This is a genomic window from Algibacter sp. 2305UL17-15, from assembly GCF_040720935.1.
Taxonomy (GTDB): domain Bacteria; phylum Bacteroidota; class Bacteroidia; order Flavobacteriales; family Flavobacteriaceae; genus Jejuia.
This window is the reverse complement of sequence record NZ_JBFDAE010000016.1, coordinates 50,144-70,043: the sequence shown is the minus strand read 5'-3', so window position 1 is coordinate 70,043 and position 19,900 is coordinate 50,144. Positions and strand designations below refer to the sequence as shown.

Below are 19,900 nucleotides of genomic sequence, written 5' to 3'. Positions count from 1 at the left end.
TCTATTCTCCATTCTCCATTCCCTATTCCCTATCCTAACTACCTCTCTCATTTCATGCAAAAAAAAGTCGCGCAAAGCCGCGGAGGCGCAAAGAAGAAGGGCGTAAGGGTTGGTGCTGTAAGTACAATTAATAGTATTAATACTTTTTCTATTTTCTATCTTCTATCTTCTATCTTCTATCTTCTATTATCTGTTTCCTTTCTCCCGTCTAAACTCAATCCTAATTCCTTTCCTTTCTTCAACATTAATTCAAATGCTGCTTCATGTTCATTGGGGATGTCGCCTTCTAAGATAGCTTCCTTGATCGCTTCTTTTATAATACCAATTTCACGAGACGGTTTTAAATTGAAGGTTTTCATGATTTCTTCGCCAGAAACTGGGGGCTGAAAATTACGGACTTGATCTCTTTCTTCAACTTCAATGATTTTCTCTCTAACTATTTTAAAGTTATTATGATATTTATTAAACTTTTTAGGGTTCTTGGTTGTAATATCCGCTTCACAAAGTGTCATTAAATCATCTACATATTCGCCAGCGTCAAACACCAAACGTCTTACCGCAGAATCTGTTACCATATCTTGCGCCAAAACAATAGGTCGGGAGCTCATAAACACCATTTTCTGAACAAACTTCATCTTGTCATTTAAAGGCAATTTCAACCTTTTAAAAAGATGATACACCATTTTAGAGCCTTCAAATTCGTGCGCATGAAATGTCCACCCCACTTTTTTGCTGAATCTTTTTGTGGGCGCTTTTCCAATATCGTGGAGCAGGGCAGCCCAACGTAGCCAAAGGTTGTCTGTGTTTTGTGCAATATTGTCAACAACTTCTAAGGTATGGTAAAAATTATCCTTGTGTCGTTGTCCTTCAACTTCATCAATGCCTTTTAGCGCGGTTAACTCTGGCATAATAAATTCTAGAAGTCCTGTTTTTTCAAGCAACAAAAACCCAACAGATGGTGTTGTGCTTTCCAAAATTTTATGCAGTTCTACAACAATACGTTCGTTGGTAATTATCTTAATACGTTCTGCATTTCTGGTTATTGCATTTAAACTTTCATCTTCAATTGTAAAGTTTAACTGGGTTGCAAACCGAATGGCGCGCATCATTCTCAAAGGGTCATCGCTATACGTAATATCAGGATTTAAGGGCGTACGGATCATTTTATCTTCTAAATCTTGAATGCCATTAAATGGGTCTAGCAAGTCACCAAAAGAAGCTTCATTTAAACTCAATGCTAGTGCATTTATGGTAAAGTCCCGCCGGTTTTGGTCGTCTTTTAAACTCCCGTTTTCTACAATCGGATTTCTACTGTCTTCGGCATAAGATTCCTTTCTTGCGCCGACAAATTCAACTTCAATATCTTGATAGCGCAACATTGCTGTTCCGTAGGTTTTAAACACCTGAACTTTCGGTTTTGTTGGTAAGTTTTTTGCAACTTGTCGCGCCAATGCGATACCGCTACCAATGGCAACAACATCAATATCTTTGGCATCTCCTCGTTTTAGAAGAAAATCGCGCACAAAACCACCAATCACGTAACTGTCTAATTCTAATTGATGAGCAGATTTTGATATGACTTTAAATATTTCGTTTTGTAGAGCTTCTTTGTAATTCATATTAGTTTGCACGATCCCGATAGCTATCGGGACACGATTGTTTTATAGCTGTTTTTTTCTTCCTGCAAATTTACGACATACCAAAGACCTTTTAAAACGGCAGGCACTATTTCTTTAAACGTTTTTCGAGAGGGCTTTGTGAAAGAAAACTATTCGGCTATCTTTGTTACATACTTGCACAATTACGTTGAAGTGATTATGAGAATAACAATTTTATGAAAAAAATACAAGTTGGTTTTTTAGTGTCTTATGATTATGAAATGCTCAAAAATTCTATACCCTTAATCTATGAGGAAGCTGATACCATTTTTCTTGCAATTGATAAAAACAGAAAAACATGGAACGGTGCCCCAATAGCTATTTCGCCGGATTTCTACGAATGGATAGAAAACTTTGATACAAAAGGTAAAATCACCATTTACGAAGATGATTTTTATGTTCCAGAATTATCAACCATGGAATGTGAAGTTAGGGAGCGTAAAATGATGGCAGAAAAGATGGGTATTGGCAATTGGATCATTCAATTAGATGCCGATGAATATTTTATCAATTTTAAACGGTTTGTGGATTTCCTGAAAAGCAAAAACCACTATTTGGATCACCCAGAAAAGAATAAGGTGCTTATTCAGCCATTCCATGTTAATTTATATAAGAAAACAGAAAACGGTTATTTTTACGTTAATGAGGCTACAAAAACTGTGGTAGCAACCAATTATCCAGATTACAAAGTTGGGCGAAAAACCAAAGGAAAAGTCATTTATTTTAATGCGCTTATTTTACATGAATGTTTAGCTAGAGATAGAGAAAAATTAATTCAGAAATTGACGAACTGGGGTCATAATGAGGAAGTTGATTTGGACGGATTCATGAAAAAATGGGATAGCGTAAATGAGACTAATTATAAAGAGATGGAAAATTTCTTTTTTTTAGAACCGGAAAAATGGAAGTATTTAGATTTTATAGAAGGGAAAAATTCAACCGAATTATTTGAGAATTTTAGAGCAGAGAAGGAAAAGGGACTTTATAAATCTAATGTCTTCATATTCAAGAAAAATCTAGGTCAATTTTTTAAACACTTATTTAAATAAAATGAACCTTACATCCACTTTGATTATAGCAACATATAATTGGCCAGAAGCGTTGGATTTGGTGTTGATTAGTGTGAGAAATCAAAAAGTTTTTCCTTCGGAAGTTATTATTGCTGATGACGGTTCTAAAGAAGACACAAAGCAATTGGTAGAAAATTATCAAAAGGATTTCCCTGTACCATTACATCACGTTTGGCATGAAGATGTTGGCTTTACAAAATCCATCATTTTGAACAAAGCCATTGCTAAAGCTAGTGGTCATTATATCATTCAAGTTGATGGCGACTGTATTGTACATCCACAATTTGTAAAAGATCATTTGAAATTTGCTGCATCTAATGTTTACCTGTTTGGAAGTAGGGTAACCATTAAAAAGGAGTTTCTACCCATTTTATTTTCAACAAAAAAAGTAAATTTCTCGCCTTTTTCTAAAGGTATCAAAAAGCGTACTAGAGCATTGCATGTGCCTTTGTTTGGGAAACTATATGGCACAAGTGCAGAATTCTCAAAAAAGTATAGAGGTTGTAATACGTCTTTTTTTAAAAGTGATTTTATAGCTGTTAACGGTTATAACGAAGATTTTAAAGGCTGGGGAAGAGAAGATTCTGAACTGGCAATCAGATTCTTGAATTACGGTTTAAGTGCCAGACGATTACGTTATTTAGGAATTGTATATCATATATTTCATGTTGAAAAACCTAAAGACAGACTCGAAATTAATAATGATATTGAAGCCACAACCATAGCTAAAAAAGTGAAATTCTGTAAAAATGGCGTAGATAAATATTTGCTGAATTAAGTTAATGTTTCACCATTAATGACTCTTTCATATAGTGAAAGATAGTTTAACGCCATGGTTTTAGAGTTAAATTTTTCAACAGCATAATCTCTACAGGTTTTAGGACTAAAAGACATGTTTTTTGCAGCATTTATTAGGTCGTCAACATTTTCACTAACATAGCCAACATCCTCATTGATAAGTTCTGGTAAGCTACCATAAGTAGAACCGAAAACAGGACAACCGGCATACATGCTCTCTATAATTGCCAAACCAAAAGGCTCGTGCCATTTCACAGGAAAAATTAAACCTTTTGATGCGCTCATAATTTTCATTTTGGTATTGTTATCAACCATACCATGATATGTTATCAAAGGATGCGCTTTCCAATACCCGCCACGTTTTAAATTCTCATAATTCCATTTTTCGCCACCTAAAACCCTCAATTCTGTTTTTGTTTTTACGGCTATTTTTGCAGCATCGGTTAAGTTTTTAACTTTCCATGTGGCTTTGCCCAAAAAGTGAAAATAGTTTCTTTTTGTGTCAATTGAAAAAGGCTCAAATTCGTCCCAATCTAAACCATTATACACATAAGTGCTTCTATTATTGCGTGTTGCATGATTTTTAGAAATGCAAATTGTATTGTTTGGCATCTCAAATTCTGAAAAAATATTACCGTGTAATGTAAATACATTAGGAATATTTAGTGCGTCTAAATTTAAAACAGAATGTGAATGGATAACATCTATACCATCAGGAATTTGTGACTTTAAATCAATGGTGCTATCATAAAAAATAACATCAGCAAAATCGCAATAGGAGTCTTTTTTTACTAAAAATGTCACTTTATGTTTTAATTTGTAAAGCTCTTTGCCTAAGCTCCAAATCACACGTTCTGTACCTCCGTAGTTTATTACAGGGATTTTGTTATCAATTGCAATAATTAAGATGTGCATAAACTATGGGTATTTAAGATTCACAAATCTATCAATTTTAATTAATTCTATGCTATTTTTGAAGAAATTGAAATATGAAACCTAAAGAAATTTGGTTTAAAAGAGTTCATTAATTGTTTATGCGTAATTTGCAGCTTTTTAAAATATATTATTCTTTATAAAATTAATAGTTGACCTTAGATTCGTGAAATGTAAAAAAGTAATACATACAGATTTTAAATCGCATGATGATTTTTTAGATGACATCATTTATCATTTTGATGAAAAGGGAGAACCTTTTGGAAATCAGGATAGGAATTCCTTGAAACTGTTTGATTTTGAAGATTTTAAGTTGAATGTAAAATCATTTCGAGTACCAAACCTCGTCAATCAAATAGCCTATAGGTTTTTTAGAAAAAGTAAAGCACAACGCTCTTTTGAGTATGCCAATAAACTTACCGAATTAGGTGTGGGAACACCACAGCCCATTGCATATTACGGATTTACAACACCTTTTCTTTTTAAAAGCAGTTATTATATCAGCGAACAGCAACATTGTGATTTAACTTATCGGGAGTTGACAACCGATTTTGATATTCCCAACCACGAAGCTATTTTAAGGGCATTTACAAGATTTACGTTTAACCTGCATGAAAAAGGGATTCACTTTTTAGACCATTCTCCAGGAAATACGCTTATTGAACTTAATGATGGCGACTATAAATTCTACTTGGTAGATTTAAACCGAATGGAATTCAAACCTTTAGATTTTGAAACACGGATAAAGAATTTTGCACGATTGACCATTCATAAAAATATGGTTGAAATTATGAGTGACGAATATGCTAAATGCTCTGGGGAATCATTTGAAACCATTTTTAATTTGATGTGGCAAGAAACTGAAGCATTTCAAGAAAAATACCATCGCAAACGCAGATTGAAAAAGAAACTGAAGTTTTGGAAGAAAGCTTAAAAAGACAGGGAAAATGCAGATTATAAATTTTGTTTGTTAATCCCATTTTAGAGCTAAAATGGTATAAACCAAATTTTTAGTTTTCAGAAACCCCGAAGGGGTTGTATATGCATAGCCCAATCGTTTTTTTTATATGCGACCCCGTTGGGGTCGTATCTTTCTTGGCCCATCGATGTTATAACTATTTGAATCCTTCGGATTCATTAATGAGACCTATTCTTGTTATGACAACTCAAAATGTTTATGGTATGTTTACTCTACCTAATTAGATTTATCCTTTTGCAACTCCCAAAGCTTGGTATATTTCAAAAATGTAATATTGGCAGTTTGTGCACAAATTACAAATCCGTTAATGCCATCTAGAAACCCCAATCTTAAGAAATAGGCCTTGAAAAATGCCCAAGCAGGATTAAAGACTATTTTAATAAAAGACGCTGTTTTTCCTTTATCAAAATACGCTTTTGCGGCAATGGTCGAAAAATATTCGGTTTTGTTGTTAAATTCAGAATAGCTCTGATAGGTCCAATGTAAAATATCGCCCTTTAAATGTCCAACTTCAGCCTTTTTATCATTTAATATGACATTATCATGCGGATTGATGCCTGTCCATGCTGCTTTTCTTCTATCAAAAACCCGAAGCTTTTTATTAGGATACCAATCGGAATATTTTATCCATTGTCCGCAAAAATTATTAAACCTGTTGCAGAAATAGCCATCGTATTTCCAATTGGATTTTAACTTCAAAATAGCATCTTGCAATGCTTCGGAAAGTGCTTCATCGCCATCTAAAGATACTACGTGGTTGTAAGTTGCTTGCGTTAACGCAAAGTTTTTTTGTTCTATATATCCCAAAAATTTTTGCTCTATAAATATCACATTATACGAAGTGCAAATGGATTTTGTACTATCGGTTGAAAAAGAATCTACCACAACTATTTCATCAACAATATCTACAAGAGACTTTAAACATTTTTCAATATTTTTTTCCTCATTAAAAGTTATGATAACTCCTGATAGTTTAATCATGCTAAGATTCAATAATTTTGGTAAAAATAGTTATTTTTGAAGCAATGAAGACAATTGAAGTTTCAGTAATTATTAGCACCTATAATAACCCGGCGTGGTTAGAAAAAGTACTGTGCAGTTATAACTGCCAAACCTATAAAAATTTTGAGGTTGTTATTGCCGATGATGGTTCACGCAAGGAGACCAAAACCTTAATTGCAACCATGAAATCTAAGGTGGACTATCCCATCCAACATATTTGGCATGAAGACAATGGGTTTCAAAAAACAATCATTTTAAATAAGGCGACCGTTGCCAGCAAAGGCAGCTATTTGGTCTATACCGATGGCGATTGCATTGCCCGAAAAGATTTTTTGGAAGTTCATATGAATAGGAGAGAAGCGGGTTATTTTTTATCTGGAGGTTATTTTAAATTGCCAATGTCTATAAGTCAATTAATCACAAAAGAAGATATTGAAACCCAAAATTGCTTCAACATTAATTGGTTGAAAGAACATGGACTAAAATCTTCATTTAAAAATAATAAAATCACTTCAAAAGGTTTAAAAGAAAAACTGCTCAATAAATTCACACCAACAACAGCCACTTGGAACGGGCATAATGCTTCAGGTTATAAATCAGACATTATTGCAGTAAACGGTTATGATGAGCGGATGCAATACGGTGGCGAAGATAGAGAAATGGGCGAGCGTTTATTTAATGCTGGCATTGAAGCGAAACAGATTCGATATTCTGCTATTTGCCTGCATTTAGATCATAAACGAGGTTATGTGACACCAGAAATGATAGAGAAAAACAAAAAGATACGTGAGGTTACTAAAAAAGATAATGTTAAAAGAACACCTTACGGCATTATAAAATAGCTTTTAAGAAGGTTTTTAATTTCGGAATAATTAATTCAGGCGTAAATTCATGATAGTATTTAGAATGGTCCTGCTTGACCGATTTTAAATCTTTGTCTTCATAAAGTTCAGGTTTTACATCTTTTAAATGAATGGAATCGTTTTTATGTCCGTCATCGAACATATTCCAGGCTTCCTTTAAAATCCATGGGGAAAAAATGGCAAAGGTAGGTTTATCAATAGCTTTTGCCATATTAATAGCACCGCCTTCATTTCCTATTAATGCCGTGCAATGTTTTGTTATGGCGATAAATTCCCTGAGACTTTTTCCAAAAACGTTAAAATGTATCTGCTTTTTGGTTGCATCAGCACAGTATTCCATCAGTTGCTTTACATCTTCTTTTTGGCTAGGCATATAATTGAACAAAATGTAGCCTTTAGTTTGAGAGACAATAACATCAATCAATTGTGCCATATATTGTAATGGATATGTTTTTGTTGGGCCACTTCCTAAAACACTTATCATAAATAATGGTTCGGATCCATCAGTTTTGAAATTGGTAAGCAATTTTTTAGCAGTATCGATTTCTGCTGGTGTTAAATAAATTTTCGGTTTAATAGGAGAAAAATCAGTATTACAGATTGGTTTTAAAAGTTTTAATCTGTTTTCAATAGCTAAACCTGCATTTGTTTTTGGAGTTTTACTTTCTTTTAAGGTATGTGTGTAAATAAAAGAACTATACCATTTGTATTTTGAAATTTTTGTTTCAGCTCCAGAAAAAAAAGTAATTAGATTACTGGAGTAATTAGAATACACATCAACTACAACATCATATTTTTCCTCTCGGATGTGCTTTAAAAATGAATAAAACAACCTTTTGCTCTTTTCTATCTCTGGAGTAAAGAATTTAAATTCATCTATAAAAGGATGGTGTTCTACAACTGGGTAGGTGTGTGAATTAACCAAATAATGCAATTTCGCATCAGGATATTCAGCGCGTAATGCTTCAAACAGAATACTGCTTGTAAGCACATCGCCAATCATTTTTTGTTGTATTACTAAAATCTTCATAGACCATTCAAAGTACAAACAAAAAATTCCAAATTCCAATTTAAAATGATTGGAATTTGGAATTTAGGTATTGAAATTTTTAAACTTTGAGTTTACACCGCTACGCTATGTTCACGAAGTGCATCATTTAAGGAGGTCTTTTTATTGGTGCTTTCCTTACGTTTGCCGATAATCAACGCACAAGGTACATTATAACTTCCTGAAGGGAATTCTTTGGCATAACTTCCTGGGATTACCACAGAACGAGCAGGCACAATACCTTTGTATTGAATTGGTTCATCACCAGTAACATCGATTATCTTAGTGCTCATGGTCAATACCACACCAGCACCTAAAACAGCTTCAGTTTCTACTTTTACACCTTCAACCACGATACAACGTGAGCCTATAAATGCATTGTCTTCTATAATTACTGGGGCAGCTTGTAATGGCTCTAAAACACCACCAATACCAACACCACCAGATAGGTGTACATTTTTGCCAATTTGCGCACAACTACCAACCGTGGCCCAAGTATCCACCATAGTGCCTTCATCTACATAAGCACCAATATTTACATAACTTGGCATTAATATAGTACCAGCAGAAATATAAGCACCATGTCTCGCAACAGCATTTGGCACCACACGAATCCCTCTTTCTGCAAAATTTCGTTTTAATGGAATTTTGTCATGGTATTCAAAAATACCAGCTTCCAAAGTTTCCATTTTTTGAATTGGAAAATAAAGTACAACCGCTTTCTTTATCCATTCATTAACTTGCCATCCGCCTTCAATAGGTTGTGCCACACGTAATTCGCCCTTATCTAATAGGTCAACTACTTTTCTAATAGCCTCTTTTGTTTTGCTTTCCTTTAAATGATCCCGGTTATCCCAAGCACTTTCTATAATTTGTTGTAAATCTGTCATCAGTAATATTATTTTGGGCAAATATACTACCTAAAGCCTAAAAGTTGCCTGAATTTCATCTTTAAATATGTTGAAAAATTTTAGCGGTTTTCTGATGATTTTCTAAAATATAGAACCTCTTTTTTCCTTTGAAAAAATATTTTTTATAGATGAAATGCATTTTTTGTGTTATTCATCGGTAAAAATACGCACTTCCACTATTCATCGACCAATCTTTTCCGATTCTCTAGTAATCGAAAATTCCGTGTTGTATGACTAATTTTTTATAGATGAGCTTGCTTATGGATATATATTTGAACCGTTGAAACAAATGAAATACCCCAAATCATGAAAACTAATTTTTACATCTTATTTATCTTATTACTGTCTTTTTCAGCAGTAAGTGCTCAGAACGAAGTTAAGACTGATAGTATTGAAAAAACGATTACTGTTTCTAAAACATTGGAAAACACAATAATTATTGATTCTGTAAAAATTAAAGAAACTATTGCACGTAGTAGTAGTGATATTAGAATTTTCTTAAACAGAGAAAGAAAAGTTGAGAACATCAAATTAGTATTTCCTAAAATTCACAGAAGAAAATTATCTTAAACAAGAGTAGTATTCAAATTTAATAATAAGGTTAAACACGAAAGAGACTGTCTGAAAAGGCAGTCTTTTTTTTTTAGTGAAACCCAAAACCTAAAAGCGCAGCGCATTAGGTTTTGATGGTTGAACTAATCCCGCTATTGGGCGGGATCTGGAAACCCAAAACCTAAAAGCGCAGCGCATTAGGTTTTGATGGTTGAACTAATCCCGCTATTGGGCGGGATCTGGAAACCCAAAACCTAAAAGCGCAGCGCATTAGGTTTTGATGTTGGACTAAATTTCCAAAACCCAATAACTAAATTCCAAAAAATAAAAATCTATAGATTTTTAAAAAAATCCGTGAAAATCCGTGAAATTCGTGTCTTAATACTCTTAATCGGTTTTACATAACCCCATCATTAATCTCTCTATATTTATTTTGAAAGAAGTACTTTTGCACAAAAGAAGTTTATGCCCAGAATTTTAGCAATTGATTACGGAATGAAACGCACAGGAATAGCTGTAACCGATGAGTTGCAAATAATAGCTTCTGGACTTACTACTGTTAATACGAAAGAATTGATACCTTTTTTAAAAGAATATACCTCCAAAGAAAAGGTTGAGCTTTTTTTAGTGGGAGAACCAAAACAAATGGATAACACCGCTTCTGAAAGTGAAGTATTAATCATTCCTTTTTTAAAACTGCTTGATAAAACATTTCCGAATATCCCCGTTACCAGAGTAGATGAACGTTTTACTTCCAAAATGGCATTTCAAACCATGATTGATAGCGGGCTAAAAAAGAAACAACGCCAAAACAAAGCCCTGGTTGATGAAATTAGCGCCACATTAATACTTCAAAGTTATTTGTACTCTAAATAGATTTTTCAAATAATAGCCTAAATTTAAAGAAGAAGTATCGTATTTTTGCAAAAACCACATTACCCTAACAATGATATTACCAATCGTAGCTTATGGAGATCCTGTTTTAAAAAAGATAGGGGAAAACATAACAAAAGACTATCCAAAACTAGAAGCACTTCTTGAAAACATGTTTGAGACCATGTATAACGCCATGGGCGTAGGTTTAGCAGCACCACAGATTGGATTGCCCATACGTTTATTTTTGGTAGATACGTCTCCTTTTTCCGAGGATGAAGAGTTTTCAGAAGAAGAAAGAAAAGCACTTAAAGATTTTAAACGTGTATTTATAAATGCTAAAATTACAGATGAAGAAGGCGATGAGTGGGCATTTAATGAGGGGTGTTTGAGTATTCCAGATGTTCGTGAAGATGTTTTTAGACAGCCAAAAATTACTATTGAATATGTTGATGAAAATTTCAAGAAGCATACAGAAACCTTTGATGGTTTAATTGCACGGGTTATCCAACACGAATATGACCATATTGAAGGTATTCTATTTACAGATAAATTGTCAACTTTAAAAAAGAGATTAATTAAAGGGAAGCTCTCAAATATTTCAAAAGGTAAGATTAGCGTAGATTACAGAATGCGTTTTCCAAATCAAAAAAAGAAGCGATAATTTTTGCATTGCTTTTTAAATATGTGATATTTGCCACTTTCAAAAAATAATAACTTTATATGGGCTTAGAAAAAGTTTTAGCTATTGCAGGAAAACCAGGACTTTACAAATTAGTAACTCAAACTCGTGGGGGTTTTGTTGCAGAATCTTTGATTGACGGTAAAAGATTATCTGTAAGTCTGCAAAATAATGTGAGTGTTTTAAGCGAAATAGCTATCTATACTTTAACAGAAGAGGTGCCATTACATAAGGTCTTAAGTAAAATTAAGGACAAGGAAAGCGGTAAGCCTTCTAGCGTTGGCCATAAAGAAAGTAAAGATAAACTTGAAGAGTATTTCTTTGATGTGTTGCCAGATTATGATGAAGATAGGGTATATGCGAGTGATATTAAAAAGATTATACAATGGTATAATTTGCTTCAAAAACATGATATGTTAAATTTACTTGAAGAAGAAGAAACATCGAGTGATGAAGAAGAATAAAAATGAAGCCTCCAAATTGGAGGTTTTTTTTTTGACTTTTATTGTAAGTTTTTGTACTGCTTCTCGACATTACTTTAATAAAAATATACAAGATGAAGTCCCTTTGGTTTTTTGAAGATGTCAACCTTTTTAGAAAGCTTTGTCCGCATAAATTCAAAGCCTACAAGTCCAATCATGATTTTGATGCTTATAAGAAGCAAGACTATATTTATTTTGAAGAAGATTCTGCAAATAAAGTCTATTTAATAGAAAAAGGCAAAGTAAAATTGGGTTACTACAACGAAGATGGACAAGAAATAGTTAAGGCTATTTTAACTCGTGGTGAATTGTTTGGGGAAACTGCAATATTAGGTGAGTCAAAACGTGAAGAATTTGCCCAATCTGTTGAAAACACGACAAGTATTTGCCCAATTAGTGTTGAAACAATGCATAACTTAATGCGGGATAATCAAACCTTTAGTTTTAAAATCTATAAGTTTTTGGGGCTGAGATTGAAAAAATTAGAACGCAGACTTCAGCTGTTATTATTCAAGGACACAAAAACAAGGTTGCTAGAATTTTTACATGAGCTTTGTACAGATTATGGGTACGACTGTGAGAAAACGGGAGATAAAATAATTTGCCACCCATATACTCAAAAAGATATTGCTTGCTTAATTGGTACTTCTAGACCAACGTTAAACATTCTTTTAAATGAATTAAAAGAAGAAAACGTTATTGAATTTTCAAGAAAAAAAATAAGAATTTATAAAACATCTGCTTAATGTTAGCTGGCTAACATTTCATGAATTTAATATCATATAATTTTGAGTTAAATAACAAAAAAAATTAAAATGATGATTAAAAAAATGTTTTTAGCCTTAGTGGCAATAGGTTTCTTCACTACTTCTTGTAGTAATGATGACGATGGAGGTTCAACAAATTCAAACTTAACGTTAATCTTACAAGGTTTAGAAGCTTTAGGTAATGATTATGTGTATGAAGGTTGGATTATTGTAGATGGTGCGCCAGTTTCAACAGGTGTCTTTACAAATGTAGCTTCTGCTCAAACTTTCTCTGTTAATTCTGAACAACTTAATAAAGCAACACGGTTTGTTTTATCTATTGAGCCTACCAATGATCCTGACCCTGCTCCTGCCGATACAAAAGTTTTAGTAGGGGATTTCTCTGGTAATTCAGCGACTTTAAATTCATCTATTGTTGGAGATTTTAGCAATGCTTCTGGAGCATTCTTTTTAAGAACTCCTACAGATGAAACTGGTACAAACAATGGAAATGACCAATATGGTGTTTGGTTTGGTACTCCAGGAGCACCACCAACCCCTAATTTTGTTTTACCAACATTACCTGCAGGTTGGGCATATGAGGGTTGGGTAGTTGGAGACTCAGGGCCATTAACAACAGGTACATTTAATGTGTTTAATGCAGTTGATGGTTTTGATGATTTTAGCGAAACTTCACAACCAGGGCCTCCGGTACCTGGAGAGGATTTCTTTAGAAATGCTCCAGCTGGAGAAACATTTCCTTTAGATGTTAGAGGTAGGACAGTCGTAATTTCGGTTGAGCCAGTTCCAGATAATTCCCCTGCACCTTTCTCAATGAAACCTTTATTGGGAACTGCTGGTCAGGCAACTGCTCCTGCAACCCATGATTTTGGGTTAAACCTTGCCTCATTACCTTCTGGTACTGTTTCAAGATAGTTGATCTTTAAATATTTAAGTGAAAAAAGCATGATTTCAAAATTTTGAAATCATGCTTTTTTTGATAAGAGTTCTACAATTCAATTAATACATCTCTTTAATTTTGCTAAGTTTAGATTTCCAAAGTTTCAATTCTTCTTTGTGCTTATCAATATTAGCGTTTACCTCTTTCATCAAAGGATTGTCGTCATCAACATTAGTAAAAAACTGTAAGTTGTTTTCCAATTGATTGATTTGACCTTTAACTTCATCTATTTTTTTACGAATAAAAAAGCGTTCATTGTCCAAGCTTCTATTATTATCTTCATTTGCATTTAAAGTTTCGATCTTAGTTTCAAATTTTATCATTTCAGCCTCACGCTTGTCAATCTTCAACTTAGAAAATAATTCATCTACAACTTTATTAAACTTACCTTCAATGTAGCGTTTATCGTTTGGAACTCTTCCAAGATTTTTCCAAGTATTTGCATGCTCTTTAATAAGCGCTAAATCTTTGTCCTTGTCTTTTGATAATTTAAGGTTTTTTAGTGTTTCTAAAAGCTCTTGTTTTTTGTTAAAGGCTTCTATAAATTCTTTGTTAGCTTCATTCCGCTTAGCATTGATTCTATCAAAATAATAATTACAGGCAGCTTTAAATTGTTTCCAAATTTTATCGCTATCCCTTCTCGGAACGTGCCCAATCTTTTTCCAATCGCTTTGAATTTTTTTCATCAAAGGTGTAGTAACCTCAAAATCTTCGCTATCCTTATTATCTTCAGCAATTTGAACTAACTCTCTCTTTTTTTGAAGGTTTTGATATTGTTCCTTTTTTAAATCTTTATAAAATGCATTTTTGCGTCTGTTAAAATTTCTAACGGCTTCCTTGAATTTTGCCCAAGTGGCTTCATTCATCTTAATTGGCACTTTTCCCGCGTTAAAAAAATCGTTGCGTAAGGCTTCAATTTCTTTTATTTTCTTTTGCCATGCAGCGTGAGAGTTGCTAGGTTCAGCAGCTATGGTTTCAATAGCAGCAATTATTTCTTGTTTTTTCTCAAGATTTTTTTCGTAAACCTTATCAATCTCTTTATAATAGAGTTGTTTTTTATCGTTGATAATTTTAGTGGCAGCTTTAAAGCGTTCCCAAATTTCCTCCCGATGTTCTTTTCCAACGGGTCCTAGTTCTTCTTTCCACAATTTGTGCAACTCTTGCAATTCCCTGAAGGCACGCATTGTATCGTCATCTTTTGCTAATTCTTCCGCGCGCTCTATAATCAATAGCTTTTTTTCTAGATTATGTTTAAAATCTAAATCGCGTAAATCTCTATTGAGGTGCAGAAAATCGTAAAAAATTTCTACATGGTGGTGGTAACTGTTCCATGCGTTATTGTATTTATCTCTTGGTATTGGCCCAGTATTGCGCCAACGCTCTTGCAGTTCCTTAAAATGTTTATAGGTAGTATTGATATTTTCTTCAACATTTATCAAACCTTTTAGCTCCTCTATAATTTCAAGCTTTTGTTGAAGATTTTGTTTAAGGTTTTGCTCTATGTTTTTATAGTGGTTATTAAGTTTGCTTCTGAAATCTCTGTAGGCATTTTTAAAACGTTTTTGAACAGGTGTGGCGTAGTAGAAATCAATTTCATTACCGCCATCGGCAATAAAATCAGCCTTTTTTTCATCTAATAAAGCATTGAATTTTGAGTTGAATTCATTTTTTATAGCATCAACATGACTTCTGATGGCTTGAACTTTTTCTTTTTGAACCAATTTTTCGAGTTCTATAGCTAAGGCCTCCAAAGACATTTTTTCATATTCCTTAGTCTCTATTTTATGACGGTCTTTGTTGCCTTCATCTTCTGCATCTTCAGCATTAGATTCGTCTATTTCATTGATGGCATCGTCATCATCAGTAGATTTCTTCTCAACTTCATTTTCTTCCGAGATTTCTTCAGTAACAGTTTCCTCTGTTGTTTCGGTTATTCCTGAATCATCTTGATGTTCTAAATCTTTTGTGTGTTGAGTGGTTTCAGTTTCTGAAATCTCAATTTTTTTTTCTTCTCCGTCTGCGTTTTGCAGGTTATCTAGCTCTGACATTTTAACAAATGTTTTGGGTTCGTAATCTTTATTTCTTAAAGATACTAACAACTAGAGTAATTACAAAAAAGGAACGGGGTTTTAACGGCTAAAGTTTTTAGTTCATGATATTCCAAATGGACCACGCTTTTTCTGCTTGCAGTTTTAGCATATTTAGACCATTAATTATAACAGCACCATTTTGTTTGCCTTGACTTAGGAATTTTGTTTCTTCAGGATTGTAAATTAAATCGAAAAGAATGTGCTTATTGGTGATGCCCTGATATGGAATATCCGGACATTCATGAACATTTGGAAATGTTCCAAGTGGTGTGCAGTTTATGATGATTTGATGTTTAGAAATAATTTTTTCATTAAGGTCAGCGTAGGTGTATTTCACGTGTTTTGAAGCTCTTCTTGAAACATAATGACACTTTATATTCTTTTGTTTTAAGGTGTAAAGTACCGCTTTACTCGCGCCTCCTGTTCCTAAAATCAATGCTGTTTTATGATGTTTTTTCAAGAAGGGTTCTAATGTTTTTTTAAACCCATAACAGTCTGTGTTATAGCCAACTAATTTGCCTTTTTTAGTAATTTTTATGGTGTTAACCGCTCCGATTTCCTTTGCTTTTTTATTCAGTTTATCCAAATAAGGAATCACGGCTTCTTTATAGGGTATGGTAACGTTTAATCCTTTTAAGCCCTCTGTGTTTTTTATAATTTCGGGGAATGATGAAATATCTTGAATATCGAAATTATCGTAATTGACGGAGTCAATGTCTTCCTTTTTAAATTTATTTCTAAAATATTCTCTTGAAAAAGAGTATGAAATATTTTTACCTAAAAGTCCTAATTTATACATGTTTTCTTTGCTTGTTACCATAAATTTCGAGTCCCACAACTATTGCAAAACCTAATATAATAAAACCTATGGCGTAATATGTTTCAGAATGTAATTTTGGAATAAATCTATGATAGTTCTCTATTATTTTTTCTCCCCTTGAATCCAACAGAAAATCACCATTTTCCATGAGTTTGTAAATTGTTTCTTTCCATGGCCATACCACTCCTAGTGAGCCTACTATAAACCCGATTATGGCCGCAGTTGTGATACTTTTGTAATGTTTTAAAATATAACTGAGCACATGCGAGAACGTCACTAAACCAGTTACGGAACCCAATGTAAAAACAGAAAGTACCTTTAACATTCTAATGCGCGCTTGATTTTCGATAAAACTAAAGTCTCCACGAATTATTTCAGAAAAAGTATCAAATAGGGCATTGACCGAATCCACTAAGAGCAGTACATAATTCCCGAGTATAATAAGTATGAAAGAACCGGAAAAACCTGGTAATGTCATCCCTGATACACTTATAATGCCACAAAAGAACACAAAAAATAGGTTGTCATTTTCTTTTGCAGGATTCAAGAAACTGATGCTTAAACCTAAAATAATTCCTAATGTTAATGAGATATAAGTTTTGTTGTTCCAATCCTCAAAATCTTTATTGATGTAATAAATGGAACCGATAATCATGCCAAAGAAAACACTCCAAACGTACAGCTCATAGTGCAGAATAAGATAATCCAATATCTTTGAAACACTAAAATAACTCACAACCATTCCCAGAAAAAGAAGTCCGAGAAAACGCCCATTTATATAATTGAAAAAACTTTTATACCTCCCGTTTATTAAAAGCTTAAACGCTTTACCATTTACCTTTTTAAGCGAATAAATAAATTCCTCGTAAAACCCGGCTACAAAGGCAACCACACCTCCAGATACACCAGGCACTTTATTAGCGGCACCCATACCTAGTCCTTTTAAAACTAGAAAGATTTTATCTTTAAAGGTTCTGGTGCTTTCCATTATTGTTTTTTACTGCCTAGTTTTTCAAGAATAAAAATAGTTAAAAATCCTAGAATCATTAAAACTAGTGCAAAAACAACTTGGTGTTCTCCTTCGAAGTTGAAGGGAGACACGCTTTCTTGCAATAAGGGGGATTCAATGCCTTTAGAATCTGTGTGCCAAGACAAGGTTTTTTTCCAGGGCCAAACCTTATTTAGAGACCCAAAAATAAAACCTGTTAATAATGCTAAAGTGGTATTATGGTAATTTTTGAATAACCATTTTAAAACATGGCTAAAGCTTAACAAGCCAAAAATTGCACCTAGGGTAAAAACTATAATTTTTTTTACATCTATATCATGAAGGGCATTGCTCAATGTTTTATAAGCTCCAAGAATTATAAGTATGAAAGAGCCAGAAATACCAGGTAATATCATTGCACAAATGGCAATGGCACCTGCAATAAATAAGAAGTAATTATTGGTGTTATTTTCTAAGGATGGTAATGTAGAAATATAATAGGCCATAACTGTTCCTAGAACTAAAGCTACGATCGTTCCAAGATGCCATTTCGTAATTTGTTTCCCTACAAAATAGATACTGGCAATTATAAGACCAAAGAAAAAAGACCATATAAGCACGGGATAAAATTCTAAAAGGTATTTTGCGATTCTCATAAAAGAGACAAAACTCACAACAATTCCACCTAATAAAGCAACGATAAAATTCCCATTTAGTTTTTCCCAAAAGGGTTTAATGCCTTGTTGGAACAATACTTTAAACAGTGCTAAATTTACGTTGCTAATGGTTGAAATTAGTTCTTCGTATATACCAGAAATAAAAGCTATAGTTCCTCCAGATACGCCTGGAACGGCATCGGCGGCACCCATTGCCATACCTTTTAAGGAAACCATTAAATAGTCAGTTAATTTTCTTTGCATGTATTGATTTTTAAGAAAACCAAAGGTATGCAATTTGAGTTGAATTAGGATGTAGTTTTTAGTAGGGTTTTTACCTGGTCGCTATTTGCAAAATCAGGAAAAAGCTCATCGATTATAAAACTATAATCACGGTTGTTTCGCAGTCCGTTTTTAAGATAAAAAAGCCCTTTTGTATTTTGATTTAATGTGAAATTCAAACCTGCCAAACGGTATTCAATTTCAGCATTTTCTGGGAAGAATTCCAAAGCTTGTTCAAAGTTGAATAGTGCTGCTTCTGGTTCACCAAGTTTTAGCAATAAATCGCCTCTAGCAATCCAAGTATCAATTTCGAAATTGCCTAACTCTAACGTTTTTTTATAGCCACGCTCTGCTTCTTCAAAGTGATTTAAACGTTGGTTGATTTGTGAATACAATTTCCAATAGTGAACATTTTCAGAATCGATATTAATGGCCTTATTGATATAATATAAAGCTTTTTGGTAGTTTTTCTCTTTTTTGTAAAACCTTGTAATGGCAATCCAGCCCTTATCTAGTTGTGGGTCTTCTTCAACTGTTTTGTAGTAATACTGAACCGCAACATCTAAATTGCCTAATTTTTCATAGCAATGTCCAATTCTTAATAACGCAAATGCAGTAGGGTCATCCAATCTTAATGTAAGATTGTAACTTTCAATAGCTTGCAGGTATTCCCCAAGTTTTTCTAAAACCTTCCCGCGTTCTAAATAGGCACCTACAAATGTATCATCTGAAATGATTGCAAAATCAAAAGCCGCAAGTGCTTTTTTGTATAGTTCTAAAGTAACATACTGTTTTCCTAATTGATGCCATGCAACTTCGCAATATGGGTTTTTATCTAAAAAAGTATTTAGATAGTCTGTGGCAGCTTGGTTTTGTTCCAGATAATCAAAACAATATATCACATTATAAAGTGCCGAGTAATCGTCAATGTCTTCTTCAAGACATTTCTTAAAATATGTTTTTGCATTTTCAAATTCATCTATAAACAAGTATTCCATTCCGATTAAGGAGTAGATATCTACAAGGTCATCGGTTAAATCTAAAGTATGTTTTAAAACTTCAATCGCCTTTATATGGTTATCTTTTTTAGATAAAATATTAGCTTTTTGAATAAAAATTTCTTCGTTATGAGGTTCGATTAAATATAGATCGTTCAAAAGCTTGTCTGCTTCATCTAAATTATTTTCAAATACGTGAATTTCAACTTTAAATAATCTTAAATTAATGGAGGTAGGATGTTGTGCCAAACCAAGTTTTATCGCTTTTTTTGCTAAAGCTATTTTTCCTTGGTTAAGATAATGATGAATGATGTTCTCAAATTCTTCGGAATCAAAAAACAAAACGTGATTTGTTTTTAACATCGATTCAAACTTAGTAAGAGGTAAATTGTTGTTGTCGCTTTGACTAAACTCCATAAACAAGTTGTAACTATTTTACAGCAATAAAAGTAATGTTATAGGTTAATTGATGATATGCAATATTGCAAATGTTTTTAACAAAGTAATG

20 protein-coding genes are annotated in these 19,900 nt (G+C 33.3%); 10 read left to right on the top strand and 10 right to left on the bottom strand.

Going from position 1 to position 19,900, the window contains the following annotated elements; all coding sequences use genetic code 11:
• Window positions 1-176: 176 nt before the first annotated feature.
• Complete coding sequence (locus ABXQ82_RS15555; protein WP_367061775.1) at window positions 177-1,619, bottom strand: HD domain-containing protein; 1,443 nt, start codon at window positions 1,617-1,619, stop codon at window positions 177-179.
• A gap of 215 nt (window positions 1,620-1,834) precedes the next feature.
• On the opposite strand from ABXQ82_RS15555, the gene ABXQ82_RS15550 reads away from it, so the two are divergent.
• Together ABXQ82_RS15550 and ABXQ82_RS15545 are read left to right on the top strand one after the other, a co-directional pair.
• Complete coding sequence (locus ABXQ82_RS15550; RefSeq protein WP_367061772.1) at window positions 1,835-2,707, top strand: hypothetical protein; 873 nt, start codon at window positions 1,835-1,837, stop codon at window positions 2,705-2,707.
• A gap of 1 nt (window position 2,708) precedes the next feature.
• Window positions 2,709-3,506, top strand: coding sequence for a glycosyltransferase family 2 protein (locus ABXQ82_RS15545; protein ID WP_367061769.1), 798 nt, complete (start codon window positions 2,709-2,711; stop codon window positions 3,504-3,506).
• Here ABXQ82_RS15545 and ABXQ82_RS15540 read toward each other — a convergent pair.
• The gene (locus tag ABXQ82_RS15540) at window positions 3,503-4,441 is read right to left on the bottom strand and encodes a glycosyltransferase (protein WP_367061766.1); all 939 of its coding nucleotides are present in this window, start codon (window positions 4,439-4,441) and stop codon (window positions 3,503-3,505) included. The two genes, ABXQ82_RS15545 and ABXQ82_RS15540, sit on opposite strands and share 4 nt — an antisense overlap.
• A 184-nt stretch (window positions 4,442-4,625) precedes the next feature.
• On the opposite strand from ABXQ82_RS15540, the gene ABXQ82_RS15535 reads away from it, so the two are divergent.
• A complete protein-coding gene (locus ABXQ82_RS15535; protein ID WP_367061763.1) occupies window positions 4,626-5,393 on the top strand; it encodes a lipopolysaccharide kinase InaA family protein in 768 nt (255 codons plus the stop codon).
• Window positions 5,394-5,654: 261 nt separating this feature from the next.
• Here the strand turns inward: ABXQ82_RS15535 and ABXQ82_RS15530 are convergent, their stop codons facing one another.
• Window positions 5,655-6,419, bottom strand: a complete 765-nt coding sequence (locus ABXQ82_RS15530; RefSeq protein WP_367061760.1) for a glycosyltransferase family 2 protein — start codon at window positions 6,417-6,419, stop codon at window positions 5,655-5,657.
• Between the two features lie 44 nt (window positions 6,420-6,463).
• Here ABXQ82_RS15530 and ABXQ82_RS15525 point away from each other — a divergent pair, with 44 nt between their 5' ends.
• The gene (locus ABXQ82_RS15525; RefSeq protein WP_367061757.1) at window positions 6,464-7,282 is read left to right on the top strand and encodes a glycosyltransferase family 2 protein; all 819 of its coding nucleotides are present in this window, start codon (window positions 6,464-6,466) and stop codon (window positions 7,280-7,282) included.
• Here the strand turns inward: ABXQ82_RS15525 and ABXQ82_RS15520 are convergent.
• Entirely contained in the window at window positions 7,272-8,333 is a 1,062-nt protein-coding gene (locus ABXQ82_RS15520; RefSeq protein ID WP_367061754.1) for a glycosyltransferase family 9 protein, read from the bottom strand. The genes ABXQ82_RS15525 and ABXQ82_RS15520 overlap by 11 nt on opposite strands.
• Before the next feature lie 92 nt (window positions 8,334-8,425).
• Window positions 8,426-9,241, bottom strand: a complete 816-nt coding sequence (locus tag ABXQ82_RS15515) for a 2,3,4,5-tetrahydropyridine-2,6-dicarboxylate N-succinyltransferase (protein WP_367061751.1) — start codon at window positions 9,239-9,241, stop codon at window positions 8,426-8,428.
• 327 nt (window positions 9,242-9,568) lie between these two features.
• Between ABXQ82_RS15515 and ABXQ82_RS15510 the strand changes: the two genes are divergently transcribed.
• The 6 genes from ABXQ82_RS15510 to ABXQ82_RS15485 all read left to right on the top strand — a co-directional run bounded on the left by ABXQ82_RS15510 (window position 9,569) and on the right by ABXQ82_RS15485 (window position 13,533).
• Window positions 9,569-9,832 (top strand): hypothetical protein, encoded by a 264-nt coding sequence (locus ABXQ82_RS15510; protein ID WP_367061748.1) that lies wholly within the window; start codon window positions 9,569-9,571, stop codon window positions 9,830-9,832.
• 447 nt (window positions 9,833-10,279) lie between these two features.
• Window positions 10,280-10,690 carry a Holliday junction resolvase RuvX gene (ruvX, locus tag ABXQ82_RS15505; protein ID WP_367061745.1) on the top strand — a complete coding sequence of 137 codons (411 nt, stop codon included), beginning with the start codon at window positions 10,280-10,282 and terminating at the stop codon, window positions 10,688-10,690.
• A 70-nt stretch (window positions 10,691-10,760) separates the two neighbouring features.
• On the top strand, window positions 10,761-11,351 hold the full coding sequence (gene def, locus ABXQ82_RS15500) for a peptide deformylase (protein WP_367061742.1): 591 nt from the start codon (window positions 10,761-10,763) through the stop codon (window positions 11,349-11,351).
• Window positions 11,352-11,410: 59 nt separating this feature from the next.
• A complete protein-coding gene (locus ABXQ82_RS15495) occupies window positions 11,411-11,833 on the top strand; it encodes a DUF5606 domain-containing protein (RefSeq protein ID WP_367061739.1) in 423 nt (140 codons plus the stop codon).
• Between the two features lie 92 nt (window positions 11,834-11,925).
• A complete protein-coding gene (locus tag ABXQ82_RS15490) occupies window positions 11,926-12,597 on the top strand; it encodes a Crp/Fnr family transcriptional regulator (protein WP_367061736.1) in 672 nt (223 codons plus the stop codon).
• Window positions 12,598-12,669: 72 nt separating this feature from the next.
• Window positions 12,670-13,533: an anti-sigma factor gene (locus ABXQ82_RS15485; protein WP_367061865.1), complete on the top strand. Its 864-nt coding sequence runs from the start codon at window positions 12,670-12,672 to the stop codon at window positions 13,531-13,533.
• Between the two features lie 84 nt (window positions 13,534-13,617).
• Here the strand turns inward: ABXQ82_RS15485 and ABXQ82_RS15480 are convergent, their stop codons facing one another.
• From ABXQ82_RS15480 to ABXQ82_RS15460, 5 genes are all read right to left on the bottom strand, one after another.
• Window positions 13,618-15,606 carry a DUF349 domain-containing protein gene (locus ABXQ82_RS15480; RefSeq protein WP_367061733.1) on the bottom strand — a complete coding sequence of 663 codons (1,989 nt, stop codon included), beginning with the start codon at window positions 15,604-15,606 and terminating at the stop codon, window positions 13,618-13,620.
• A gap of 97 nt (window positions 15,607-15,703) precedes the next feature.
• Window positions 15,704-16,447 carry a shikimate dehydrogenase gene (locus ABXQ82_RS15475; RefSeq protein ID WP_367061729.1) on the bottom strand — a complete coding sequence of 248 codons (744 nt, stop codon included), beginning with the start codon at window positions 16,445-16,447 and terminating at the stop codon, window positions 15,704-15,706.
• Window positions 16,440-17,456 carry a DUF368 domain-containing protein gene (locus tag ABXQ82_RS15470; RefSeq protein ID WP_367061726.1) on the bottom strand — a complete coding sequence of 339 codons (1,017 nt, stop codon included), beginning with the start codon at window positions 17,454-17,456 and terminating at the stop codon, window positions 16,440-16,442. The genes ABXQ82_RS15475 and ABXQ82_RS15470 overlap by 8 nt, the downstream gene beginning before the upstream one ends.
• Window positions 17,456-18,376 carry a DUF368 domain-containing protein gene (locus tag ABXQ82_RS15465; protein WP_367061723.1) on the bottom strand — a complete coding sequence of 307 codons (921 nt, stop codon included), beginning with the start codon at window positions 18,374-18,376 and terminating at the stop codon, window positions 17,456-17,458. The genes ABXQ82_RS15470 and ABXQ82_RS15465 overlap by 1 nt, the downstream gene beginning before the upstream one ends.
• A gap of 44 nt (window positions 18,377-18,420) precedes the next feature.
• Window positions 18,421-19,809 (bottom strand): tetratricopeptide repeat protein, encoded by a 1,389-nt coding sequence (locus tag ABXQ82_RS15460; protein WP_367061720.1) that lies wholly within the window; start codon window positions 19,807-19,809, stop codon window positions 18,421-18,423.
• Window positions 19,810-19,900: the final 91 nt, after the last annotated feature.